Consider the following 12,297-nt stretch of genomic DNA (forward strand, 5'->3'; position numbering starts at 1 on the left):
GGACGAATACATGATAAAAAAATAGGAGTGAATGATTATGGCAACAGTAAAAGCAAGCATGGCAGGAACAGTATGGAAAATCGTCGTAACAGAGGGCGAGAAAGTGACAGCAGGTCAAGATGTAGCTATTTTAGAATCGATGAAAATGGAAATTCCAATTGCAGCAGAAGAGGATGGCGTAGTGACGAAAATCATTGCCAATGAGGGGGACTTTATTAACGTTGATGATGATATTTTAGAAATTGAATAAGAGGAGGCTTGTTTATGCAGCTACCTAAGCAAGTCACAATCAAAGAAGTTGGTCCCCGTGATGGCTTACAAAATGAAAAAATGCATATTTCAACAGCTGATAAAGTACAATTAGTAAATTTATTAGGTCAAACAGGATTAAATTATATTGAAGTGACATCTTTTGTGCATCCCAAATGGATTCCTCAATTGGCAGATGCAGTCGAGGTTCTGCAAGCCATTAAAAGACATAAGGATATTACCTATGCGGCACTTGTACCCAATATGAGGGGCTTAGAACGCGCATTACAGGCTGAAGTAGATGAAGTAAGTATTTTTATGTCTGCTAGTGAAAGCCATAACCAAAGTAATATTAATAAAACCATAGAAGATACATTTCCCATATTAGAGGAAGTTGTAGTAGGAGCTCAGGCTGCAAAAAAACATGTTCGAGGTTATATCTCAACGGTTATTGGTTGTCCCTATGAGGGGTATATACACCCTGACAAGGTATTACGAGTAACGGAAAAATTATTGGAGATGGGTGTGACTGAAATATCGCTTGGTGACACAATTGGTGTTGGTGTACCGACGCAGGTTGAGTTTCTTTTAGAGGAATTGCTAAAAAGGTATCCTGCTGAAAAATTTGCCATGCATTTTCATGATACACGTGGGACAGCATTAGCCAATATTATGAAGTCCTTAGAGATGGGTATTACCAAGTTTGATAGTGCGCTTGGTGGGCTAGGGGGCTGCCCATATGCGAAAGGTGCCTCAGGTAATGTAGCCACAGAAGATTTATTGTATTTATTCGATGAGATGGGCATTGAAACAGGCGTAGATCGACAAAAGGTGCTAGAGGCAGCACTCTTTATTGAAGAGAAGTTAGGCAAAGCAGTTGCCTCAAAGCAAATGGCTATTGTCCGCAATGAAAGGAGTGCAAATCAAGGATGACACAACTCGTTCGATTTGAATTACTAGAGGGTAGTATTGGACTTATTACTCTTTCAAGACCAGAAGCTGCTAACGCTATGTCGGTTCAATTACTGCATGAGCTGTCTGACACACTTGATCAAATCAATGGAGATCCAGCAGTGCGTGTAGTCCTTCTAACAGGTGCAGGCGAAAAGGCATTTTGTGCAGGTGCTGATTTAAAGGAACGTAAAGGAATGTCTGATCGACAAGTGAAGCAGATCGTGCAGCTGATTGGTGCCACTGTGGCAAAAGTTGAAACGCTTGCACAGCCTGTCATTGCTGTCCTAAATGGTGTTGCCTTTGGTGGAGGCTTGGAGTTGGCACTAGCTTGTGATTTACGAATTGCGGCTACACATGTAAAGCTTGGCTTAACAGAAACATCGCTCGGTATTATTCCAGGAGCTGGGGGAACACAGCGGCTTCCACGTCTAATTGGTCTTGGAAAAGCAAAGGAATTAATTTATACAGCACGTAGGCTCAATGCCGAAGAAGCTGAAAATTATGGCATTATCGAGTATGTTTATGAAGGACATGAGGTATTAGATAAGGCACAACAGCTTGCACTGGAAATGGCAAAAAATGCACCACTCTCTCTAGTGCAGGCCAAAGTTGCGATCAATCAAGGTGTTGAGGTAGATTTAGCTACCGGGTTAAAAATTGAATCACTTGCATATAGTGCACTGATCCCAACAGAAGACCGATTAGAGGGCTTACTTGCCTTCCAAGAGAAGCGAGCGCCACAATATTCAGGGAAATAAAACGCCAAGAAATAATTTTGGTGTAATCGATTGGGCAAAGGGAGGAAATAAACATGAGCAATATCTCGACAGAAAATACACCACCTACAATGAAAGATAAAATTTTAGCAGGTGGATTACCAAAATATCATGACAAAAATGCACAACAAGGCAAGCTATTTGTACGTGAGCGTCTTGAACTATTACTTGATGATGGTCTTCAATCAGAGGATGGACTCTATGCGAACTTTTTAGCAGGGGATTTACCAGCAGATGGCGTTATCACTGGTATTGGTAAAATCCATGGTCGCACAGTTTGTGTGCTAGCGAACGATTCAACGATTAAAGCTGGTTCTTGGGGAAAACGCACGGTTGAAAAAATGATTCGCATTCAAGAAACCGCTGAAAAGTTGAATTGTCCATTACTTTATTTAGTGGATTCAGCGGGTGCGCGTATTACAGATCAGCTTGAAATGTTCCCAGGGCGCCGAGGTGCAGGGCGCATTTTCTACAATCAAGTCAAACTGTCAGGAAAAGTTCCGCAAATTTGCTTATTATTTGGTCCTTCCGCAGCGGGTGGCGCCTATATTCCTGCATTTTGCGATATTGTGGTGATGGTAGAAGGGAATGCTTCTATGTATTTAGGATCTCCTCGAATGGCCGAAATGGTTATCGGTGAAAAAGTAGATTTAGAAACAATGGGTGGCGCAAAAATGCACTGTTCTGTTTCTGGTTGTGGAGATGTGCTTGTTAAATCCGAACAGGAGGCTATTACTTATGCGCGCAAATATTTAGGATATTTCCCGAATAACTATGCAGAGCGTAGCAATGTAGAGGCTCCTAAACCACCAGCTTCATTTGATAAATCTATTGAAGAATTAATTCCTCAAAATCAAAATGTACCATTTGATATGTATAAGCTAATTGATCGTATTATTGATGAAGATTCGTTTTGTGAGGTTAAGAAATTATTTGCACCAGAATTAATTACAGGCCTTGCACGAATTAATGGACAATCCGTTGGGATCATCGCTAACCAACCACGTGTTAAGGGAGGCGTGCTATTCCACGATTCTGCTGATAAAGCGGCGAAATTTATTTCACTTTGTGATGCATTCAATATCCCACTGTTATTCCTAGCAGACGTTCCAGGCTTTATGATTGGTACTCAGGTAGAAAAAGCAGGAATCATCCGTCATGGTGCTAAAATGATTTTTGCCATGAGTGAGGCAACTGTTCCTAAGCTAACGGTCATTGTGCGTAAAGCGTATGGTGCAGGATTATATGCAATGGCTGGCCCTGCGTTTGAACCAGACTGCTGTATTGCCTTATCAAATGCACAAATTGCCGTAATGGGACCAGAAGCTGCTGTCAATGCCGTCTATGCCAATAAAATTGCAGAACTTCCAAAAGAAGAGCAAGCAAGCTTCATTGCCGAGAAACGTAAAGAATATCAAGAGGAAATTGATGTGTATCGCTTAGCTTCAGAGCTTATCATTGATGATGTGATTGAGCCTAATGAGCTGCGTAAGGTACTAGAAAATCGCTTAGAACTTTATATGTCAAAATACTTATTATTCTCACAACGTAAGCATGGGGTAAACCCAGTTTAAACATACTTATTATAAGGCTGTCTCTGCTGGTAGGAGACAGCCTTTTTGGATGATAATTTTTTCAGCTACTTGCAAGCTATAGTTGAGCATATTAAAATATGGGAAGGAATAAAAGGGAAGTGGGTGTTAAGCTTGTCTAAAAACAACATAGCGGATGTTCAAAATAATGCCAAGCTCCCATTACCATATCGGGATGTCATTGATACATATCATTTGCCGCTAAAGATCGCAGGTTGGATTTTATTTAGTATCTATTCATTTATGGCTTTTTATAAATTGGTTATTGATCGCTTAGTAGATGTAGTCGTCATTTTATTAAGGGGAGATTATTCTATAGGTGACTTAGGATTGTTTGATTATAGTAGCTGGCGATTAACTACTAATTTTATTCCCTTCGAGACGATTCTCCGTTATATAAACTACTCTCAATATTTTAATTGGGAAATTATAATCGTTAACTTACTTGGCAACTTATTAATTTTTACTCCCATGGGCTTTTTACTGCCATTGCTATCGAAGAAATTCCGAAAAGCGTGGGTTATTATTTGTTTAGGCTTTATTTCTAGTCTTGCTGTCGAAACCGTTCAATTTATTTTTACCGTTGGTTCTGCGGATATTGATGATTTAATTTTGAATACAATTGGTGCATGGCTTGGTTACTTAGCCTATAAAGGGATATTGATTAGACCCAAAAAATAAGAAAAGCAGTCCAGTATGAAGGGCTGTTTTTTTACGTTGATTAACACTATTTGTGTAGTGTATATGGTAATAAATTTTATTGAAAAGGGTATGGAGCTAATAAATGAATATGAAAACATTAATTAGATGAGATTCTTTATACCTATTTTTGAAAATAATTAGTATCTCTTTAGGAGGTTAGTAGTAATTAGTGCTTGAATTTAATAGTGAAAATTCCGATAATGAGTGTACAGAAACTTATAAAATGGTATAGATAGAGTGTGAGGAAGAATGTTCATATCTATTAACTTATTAGCATATGTAGATAGAAGGGCGAGGTGAAAACTATGAAAATATCAAATTTAATGGAACAAGAAAGAATTTCATCCCAGCATAATCGTAAAAAAATACTTCAGCGTAAAGAGGCAGGAGATGCCTATAGAAAAAATGCGATGTATTTTCAGCCAAAGAAAAACCCATTATTGATTGAACTTGAAAATTTATTATTAGGACGTACTGACCAAGATTTGTATGACCAGCAGCAAGAAGAGTCAAAAGAAGTAACTCCTCAGCAGAAAGCCATTATGGAAGATTTACAGCAAACAGAAAAGAGTGTACGGGCACATGAGCAAACCTATAAAGTAGGAATGAATGATAACGCTGATCCCTCGAATATATCCGATTCAGAACTAGGTGACACACTACACATTTTAGAGCAGGTACGTAATGCAGCATTGACATCAGCAGAGCCTTCTCCTCAAGATTTACGTGTGGCGCAAAGCGTTGATGCTCAAATACAGCATATGTTAAATAATTCAAATGTTGACGAGGTTGCCACAAATGAAAGCGAACCATCTTTTGTACGTGACATCATTGAAGTGAAGGTTCCTGAACGTTACTCGAAGGAATTGAAATTGGACCCATTTGCAGATACAATTTTCGGTAAGAACTATGAGACTGCATTCAAGTTAAGAGCATTTAAACAGGCATCGGAAAGATATGCGGCTCACGTTCAAATGACGAAAAATGGCTATCGTCCAGACAAGGATTCTATGTTCTCTTTGATAGCCTGATGCTGTAGATAGGAGATTGTTGACATGGCAAAGGCAAAGCACGCGAAAACGAATGCGATTCGTTTATTAGAACAACAAAAAATTCATTTTGATGTGATGGAATATGAAACAGGGGACGGTCAAGTTGATGGTGTTTCTGTAGCTGAGAAAATAGGACAGCCTGTTGCTAGGGTATTTAAAACATTAGTAGCAAAAGCAAGTGCACAAAGGTTATTTGTATTTGTTATTCCAGTGGCTGAAGAGCTGGACTTAAAAGCAGCCGCGAAGGTAGTTGGGGAAAAGAAAATTGAAATGTTAGCGGTAAAAGATCTACTTAGCCATACTGGTTATGTTCGTGGTGGATGTTCACCAGTAGGGATGAAGAAGTTATATCCAACGGTCATCGATGTATCTGCTCAAGAACAAGGTAGTATAATCGTTAGTGCTGGGAAAATTGGTATGCAAATTCATGTACAAATAGATGATTTGAAGAATATAACAAAGGCACAACTTGCCTCAATTACAACTACCCATGAGTGAGAGAATGGGTAGTTTTTTATGTGGTAAGATAAACGGTTTAGTTTAAGCACTATAGCTTAATTTTGGTTGAAAGTATGATAAAGTAATAGCAATATTATTCATAGAGAGAAGGATAAGGAATGCGTAGAATAATGGGGTGGCGTTGGACCTTTTTTATTGGTGGCTTAATGGTGATGTCACTTGGAATCACGATGTCGATAAAGGGGAAAATCGTTGGCACAAGCCCATGGGATGTTTTACATGTAGGTCTCTTTCAAAATTTTGGGTTAAGTATCGGCACATGGTCTATTGTAACAGGACTCTTTATAGTTGCTTCAACATCCATTGTATTACGTCAATGGCCAAAGATAGGTACTTGGCTCAATATGCTGCTAATCGGCTCGTTCATTGATGTATTTAACTGGCTGTTGCCCTCAACGGATGTATATGGCTTACAAATTACATATTTTATAATTGGTTTATTTGTTTTGAGCTTTGGCTGTGGGATGTATATTGCACCGAATATGGGCGCAGGACCAAGGGATACCTTAATGATGATACTTGTTGAAAAATTTGGCGGATCTATTAAGACAGCAAGAATGGGAATTGAAGTACTTGTAACCATTGTTGGCTGGCTTCTAGGAGGACCAGTTGGAGTAGGGACGGTATTGATCGCCTTAACCTCAGGCTATATTGTGCAATATTCATTACCGTATTGTCGTAAAATATTGATGAAATGTATTGGAAATATGGAGGGCATGAAGCCATTCTATTAAACCAAGAAGCTACTTAGATCTGTAAAGGATAGAAGTAGCTTTTCATTTTTTTTAGCGTTCTTTCATATAATGCAGGGCATAAGCTAAAGGAGGAACGACATTTGAACGGAAATGTAACGTATTATTTTGGACACGCATTGACTGGCCAAGGTGTGAAGCATTTATATAAAGAAATGATGGAAGAGGCGTCTCTCGTTTATTTTTTGCAAGGGCCTGCCACATTTAAAGGTTCAGAACTGTTAAAAGAACTAGGATACTTCTATGTGAAACAGGGCTTTGCTGTCGAGTGGTTTAAGCATGCTTTATTAGAGGAGGTTGTTGAGGCCGTTTATATAAAAGGCTGTAACAGACTTTTTGTATGGGCATCTGAGTGGAATATCGAGCCAACTTTACTCGGTACAAAGCATCGTGTCATGTCTTTCTATGAATGCTTAGAAGACATACAGCTTAAAAAGGTTGGAGAACAGCTTGCAGAGGCGATGCAAGAGCGTGCAACATGGCGTGAAAAATGCATAGCGAAACTGGATCAAGCAATCAAGCTACATGATGACTGGGAGGTTATCACACAAAGCTGTATGAACTGGCAGGCATTAAATGAACAGGTGGAAAATTTAAAGTCGGAAGTGTTCCAATCTATTATTCTGAATAAAACAGGTATGCGGACACATCGTTTACTGGGAACGCTAACTCCTAGAGGTGCGGAAAATACAGTGGATAGTATCACCAAAAGTATCACGACTCGCTTCATGATTAAAGGTAAGCCAGGTACAGGCAAATCTTCACTAATGAAAAGCTTAGCCGATGAAGCAAATGCAAGAGGGCTTGATGCACAAATTGTTTGGTGTGGCTTAGATGCGGAATCTGTAGATATGGTCATTATCCCAGAGCTTAATTTCTGTATTTTTGATAGCACAGAGCCTCATATCTTTGATCCAGAGGATGGTAGGTTAGGGGATAAGATATTTGATATTGGTCAACATTGTGCGCTGTCAGAGGAAGCAGAAACTGCGATCGAGGCAGTGCGAGCACAATACAAAGAAGCTATACAGGATGCGATGGGCCATTCCAAACGATATGCAGAAGCTGAATATACCGTTCGTCGTTTATTAGATAATTGTCTATCGGCTTCTTTATGGCGCGAAAAAACAGCGCCACTATTCGAAAGATTAACAAAGTAATGTAGCTAATGGCTTGCATGTGCTAAACTAGGAGCGAGAACAGTTTTCCTAGGAAAGGATGATACGCTTGTCAAAAGTATTGAATGCATTTTTAGATGAAAACCTACAAGCCTTACATGAACAAGGCTTATACAATGAAATCGATCCAGTAGAGGGAGCAAATGGCCCAATTATTCAGGTCCGTGGCAAAAATCTTGTTAACTTATCCTCTAACAACTATCTTGGTTTAGCAACAAATGAAGAATTAAAGCGTATTGCCAAAGAGACAATTGATAAATACGGTGTTGGAGCAGGTGCTGTTCGTACAATCAACGGGACACTTGACTTGCACGTAAAATTAGAAGAAAAGCTTGCTGAATTTAAAGGAACAGAAGCGGCTATTTCTTATCAATCTGGATTTAATTGTAATATGGCAGCTATTTCGGCTGTAATGGATAAAAATGATGCCATTCTATCTGATCAATTAAACCATGCCTCTATTATTGATGGATGTCGCTTATCAAAGGCAAAAATCATCGCGTTTAATCACTCTGATATGGAGGATTTACGTGCAAAGGCAAAGGCAGCAAAGGAATCAGGTTTATACAATAAAATCATGGTTATCACAGATGGTGTCTTCTCAATGGATGGTGATATTGCTAAATTACCTGAAATTGTGGAAATAGCTAAAGAGTTTGATTTAATCACGTATGTGGATGATGCACATGGTTCGGGTGTAACAGGTAAAGGAAAAGGAACTGTGAAGCATTTTGGATTAGAAAAAGAAATTGATTTCCAAATTGGTACATTATCAAAAGCCATTGGTGTAGTAGGTGGCTATGTAGCAGGTAAGAAAAATTTAATTGATTGGCTAAAAGTTCGCTCACGCCCATTCCTATTCTCAACAGCATTACCACCAGGTGATGTAGCCGCTATTACAGCAGCCGTGCAAATGCTGATTGATTCAACAGAGCTACACGATAAACTGTGGGATAATGGTAATTATTTAAAAGCGGGGCTTGAGAAGCTTGGCTTTAATATTGGTGCGTCTGAGACACCAATTACTCCATGCATCATTGGGGATGAAAAATTAACACAGGAATTTTCAAAACGTTTATTTGAAGAAGGCGTTTATGCAAAATCAATTGTCTTCCCAACAGTTCCAAAAGGTACAGGTCGCGTTCGGAATATGCCAACAGCGGCACATACAAAAGAAATGCTTGATGATGCAATTGCGATTTACGAGAAGGTTGGTCGTGAATTAGGCGTTATTCAATAAGAAAAAGGCTTCCTCATGAATGGGGAAGCCTTTTTTGCATGATAGAAAAGAAAAAGTGAAGGATAGAATCAAAAAAGTGACCGATAGAAGCTTAAATCTAACTGATAGGGCGATCTAAAAATAGACAATCACTTTATTTTGACCCAATTATTTTGCCTGCTTTGAGCTGTTGAATAGCTTGATCAGAAATATTTAATGCCTGTAAAATTTCTTCATTATGTTGTCCTAAAGTGGGTGCTGCACTTGTTAGCTGTCCAGGTGTTTGTGAAAACTTAGCTGGGAAGCCCAATGTTCTCATTGGTCCAGCAGTCGGATGCTCATAGGACAGTACCATGCCACGCTCTAGTATATGAGGGTCATTCAATGTTTGGTCATAAGAATAGATTGGACTAGATGGTACACCATGCTTATCTAATAGTTCGAGCCAGTAGATAGCCTTATGCTTAATTAGCTCGCTTTCAATTTCTGCTTCCAGCTCCCTCACATGTTGGGCACGTGAATAGTTGGTAGCAAAGAGAGGATTGTCTAACCAATCAGGTCGATTGACAACCTTTGCCGCAAAAATCTCCCATAGCTTTTGATTGCCAGCACCTACTAGAATATAGTCATCCTGTGTTTTGAAACCTTGATAGGGCGCAGACACACGATGGGCGGTTCCTGTTCGCTCAGGTAACTCACCCTTTCCGAAGTAAGCAGCGGCCTCCCAAACAGTCCACGCAAGACCTGACTCCACTAAGGACACATCAATATATTGACCTTCACCACTACGAAGCTTATAAATATAGGCCATTAAAATCGATTGTAAGGCTGTTTGTGCAGCAGCAATATCATTCACCGCAAAGCCAACTTTTACAGGTCGTCCATCTGCTTCACCTGTCATATGCATTAAGCCACTCAGACCCTGAGCCATAATATCATAGCCACCCTTTTGACTATAAGGACCTGTTTGACCATAACCGGAAATAGAGCAGTAAATTAGGCCAGGATTGATGGCTTTTAATGTGTCATAATCAATACCAAGCTTTTTCGTGACACCTGGTCGATAATTTTCCACAAGTACATCAACAGATTGAATCAATTCTTTAAATAAAGTCAGTCCTTCAGTCGTTTTTAAATTGATGCAGACACCTTTTTTATTACGATTAACCATCATATACATATGACTTTCTTCATTAACGAATGGACCCATTGTACGGGTATCGTCTCCATTTGGGTATTTTTCAATTTTGATAACTTCTGCACCCATATCTGCTAATACCATGGTGCAATAGGGACCTGCTAAGACTTGTGATAAATCGATAACCTTTAATCCTTGTAATGCTTGTTTCATTTACCCTCAGTCCCATCCTGTTTGACTAATGTGATGTTGCGTAATCCTTTGACAGAGGTAGCACCGGCTAATGCGATAGAAACCTTTAATTCATCATAAAGATTGGTCATCACCTTTTCGACACCTTGTTGTCCCTCAAGGGCTAGTCCATAGACGAAAGGACGTCCAATTGCAACTGCATTCGCTCCTAAAGCAAGTGCTTTTAAGGCATCCATGCCACGATATACACCACTATCTAATATAATAGGAATTTGTCCATTCACAACTTTCACAATAGCAGGAAGGGCATCAAGTGAACCAATTACACCATCTAATTGACGGCCACCATGGTTTGATACAATAATGCCATCAATACCATTGTCGATAGCATGCTTTGCATCTTCAGGATGTAAAATTCCCTTCAATAATATAGGAAGGTTGGTATGTTTTTTTAGCTCTCGAACATGCTCCCAATTAAGTGTTGGGTGGAAGACATTTTGCAAGACACCTTGTACGTAGGACTCGAATGAATCATCAGGTAAAGTGGCTGTAAAAACGGGATCATTCATATAATTTCCTCTTGCATAGCCTAGCTTCAATGGTGAAAATTGATTGCGTACATCTTCTTCACGCCAGCCTAGCATTACGGTGTCGACAGTTAAAACGATCGCTTCAAATCCAGCTTCCTCCGCACGTGCAGCCATGCTAAAAGCAATTTCTTCATTAGTAGACCAATATAATTGAAACCATTTTGTTGCAGAAGGCGCAGCTTGAGCAACTTCTTCAAGAGCAAAAGTGGACACAGTGCTTTGTATATAAGGGATATTTAAAAACTGGGCGGCACGTGCAACGGCAAGCTCACCTTCATCGTGAACCATTCCGTTCATGCCCACAGGAGCAAAAAGCAAAGGAGTTGGATATGTTTTACCAAACAAATGAACCGATGTATCAACGTTTGACACATCATTTAAAAATCGGGGAACAATGGAATACTTCTCAAAAGCTGCACGATTATTGCGCAGTGTTTGTTCACCGCCAGCACCTGAACGGATGTAGCCAAAAGGGCCAGCTTCGATTTTTTCCGCTACGGCCTTTTCTAAATCTGCAAAGCAAATGGGGAAGGGGGCTTGTGCAGTTATATTTTTTAAGAGTAGATCGCCATCAGTTATGTTTGTCATCGTTACTACCTCACTTATTTATTGAAAATAGGCTTTCTTTTATTTAAAAAGGCTTGAATACCTTCGTTATAATCGTCTGAACTAAATGAATCCAAAACTAACTGTGCCAGCTCATCGTTTTCTTCAATTTCACCATCAACAATTGCTTGGATAATTTTTTTGATGCCTGCGTTTGCAATGGATGATTTACTTAATAAATGTTCAGCGAATTGCAATGTCGCCTCATCAATTTCCTCTGGTTCGTGTAGGGCCGTGATTAAACCAATATTTTTTCCTTCTTCAGCTGTAAAAATAGTAGCTGTGTACAAAATTTCCTTTGCCTTAGCGACACCAACAATATTGATGAGACGTTTCGTGCTTTCTAAATTATAGACAATACCTATGTTTGCAGCGGTAATGCCTAGCTTACTCTTAGGCGTTGCTATTCTAAAATCACAAGCATTTGCTAACTCTAAGCCACCACCAATTGCTAAGCCCTGAATCATAGCAATTGTCGGGTGTGGAAATTTATAGAGAGCATCGATCGCCTTTAGAGCCAATTCATTATAGGCTTTAGCATTGTCTGTAGCATAACGAACATCTAAAAACTCGCTAATATCTGCACCGGAAGAAAAGGCTACTTCATTGACACCGCGAACAATTAAAAGTTTGATGGAAGAATCTATACGGAGCAGCTCTAGTTGGTCTACTATGGCTTGAAACATTGCCCTTGATAAAGAATTCCGTTTATCCGGGCGGTTTAATACTAACGTTGCAATATAGCCATTTTTCTCTACATAAATTTCGTTTGTCATCT

At 39.4% G+C, this 12,297-nt stretch carries 13 protein-coding genes; 10 read left to right on the top strand and 3 right to left on the bottom strand.

Annotated elements, in window-relative coordinates; genetic code table 11:
* The first annotated feature begins 37 nt into the window (after positions 1-37).
* The 10 genes from NYE73_RS02340 to NYE73_RS02385 all read left to right on the top strand — a co-directional run bounded on the left by NYE73_RS02340 (position 38) and on the right by NYE73_RS02385 (position 9,014).
* Positions 38-250 (top strand): acetyl-CoA carboxylase biotin carboxyl carrier protein subunit, encoded by a 213-nt coding sequence (locus NYE73_RS02340; protein WP_004225532.1) that lies wholly within the window; start codon positions 38-40, stop codon positions 248-250.
* Between the two features lie 14 nt (positions 251-264).
* Complete coding sequence (locus NYE73_RS02345) at positions 265-1,182, top strand: hydroxymethylglutaryl-CoA lyase (RefSeq protein ID WP_259949349.1); 918 nt, start codon at positions 265-267, stop codon at positions 1,180-1,182.
* Positions 1,179-1,961, top strand: coding sequence for an enoyl-CoA hydratase (locus tag NYE73_RS02350; protein WP_054549095.1), 783 nt, complete (start codon positions 1,179-1,181; stop codon positions 1,959-1,961). Before NYE73_RS02345 ends, NYE73_RS02350 begins: the two co-directional genes overlap by 4 nt.
* 53 nt (positions 1,962-2,014) lie before the next feature.
* Positions 2,015-3,553, top strand: coding sequence for an acyl-CoA carboxylase subunit beta (locus tag NYE73_RS02355; RefSeq protein ID WP_259949351.1), 1,539 nt, complete (start codon positions 2,015-2,017; stop codon positions 3,551-3,553).
* A 45-nt stretch (positions 3,554-3,598) separates the two neighbouring features.
* Positions 3,599-4,252 (top strand): VanZ family protein, encoded by a 654-nt coding sequence (locus tag NYE73_RS02360; protein WP_048393357.1) that lies wholly within the window; start codon positions 3,599-3,601, stop codon positions 4,250-4,252.
* Positions 4,253-4,578: 326 nt separating this feature from the next.
* A complete protein-coding gene (locus NYE73_RS02365; protein ID WP_048393358.1) occupies positions 4,579-5,304 on the top strand; it encodes a hypothetical protein in 726 nt (241 codons plus the stop codon).
* A 24-nt stretch (positions 5,305-5,328) separates the two neighbouring features.
* Positions 5,329-5,823, top strand: coding sequence for a Cys-tRNA(Pro) deacylase (gene ybaK / locus NYE73_RS02370; RefSeq protein ID WP_009371630.1), 495 nt, complete (start codon positions 5,329-5,331; stop codon positions 5,821-5,823).
* A gap of 119 nt (positions 5,824-5,942) precedes the next feature.
* Positions 5,943-6,578, top strand: a complete 636-nt coding sequence (locus NYE73_RS02375) for a YczE/YyaS/YitT family protein (RefSeq protein WP_009371629.1) — start codon at positions 5,943-5,945, stop codon at positions 6,576-6,578.
* A gap of 101 nt (positions 6,579-6,679) precedes the next feature.
* Entirely contained in the window at positions 6,680-7,756 is a 1,077-nt protein-coding gene (locus tag NYE73_RS02380; protein ID WP_048393360.1) for a nucleotide kinase, read from the top strand.
* Between the two features lie 58 nt (positions 7,757-7,814).
* Entirely contained in the window at positions 7,815-9,014 is a 1,200-nt protein-coding gene (locus NYE73_RS02385) for a glycine C-acetyltransferase (protein WP_016992223.1), read from the top strand.
* A 133-nt stretch (positions 9,015-9,147) separates the two neighbouring features.
* Here NYE73_RS02385 and NYE73_RS02390 read toward each other — a convergent pair whose 3' ends face one another.
* The 3 genes from NYE73_RS02390 to NYE73_RS02400 are packed head-to-tail and all read right to left on the bottom strand — an operon-like array spanning position 9,148 to position 12,295.
* Entirely contained in the window at positions 9,148-10,344 is a 1,197-nt protein-coding gene (locus NYE73_RS02390; protein ID WP_048393363.1) for a CaiB/BaiF CoA transferase family protein, read from the bottom strand.
* A complete protein-coding gene (locus tag NYE73_RS02395) occupies positions 10,341-11,501 on the bottom strand; it encodes an alpha-hydroxy acid oxidase (RefSeq protein WP_048393366.1) in 1,161 nt (386 codons plus the stop codon). Before NYE73_RS02395 ends, NYE73_RS02390 begins: the two co-directional genes overlap by 4 nt.
* 14 nt (positions 11,502-11,515) lie before the next feature.
* A complete protein-coding gene (locus tag NYE73_RS02400) occupies positions 11,516-12,295 on the bottom strand; it encodes an enoyl-CoA hydratase/isomerase family protein (RefSeq protein ID WP_048393368.1) in 780 nt (259 codons plus the stop codon).
* Between the last annotated feature and the right edge of the window lie 2 nt (positions 12,296-12,297).

The sequence above is a fragment of the Lysinibacillus sp. FSL K6-0102 genome, assembly GCF_038003545.1.
Classification (GTDB): Bacteria; Bacillota; Bacilli; order Bacillales_A; family Planococcaceae; genus Lysinibacillus; species Lysinibacillus capsici.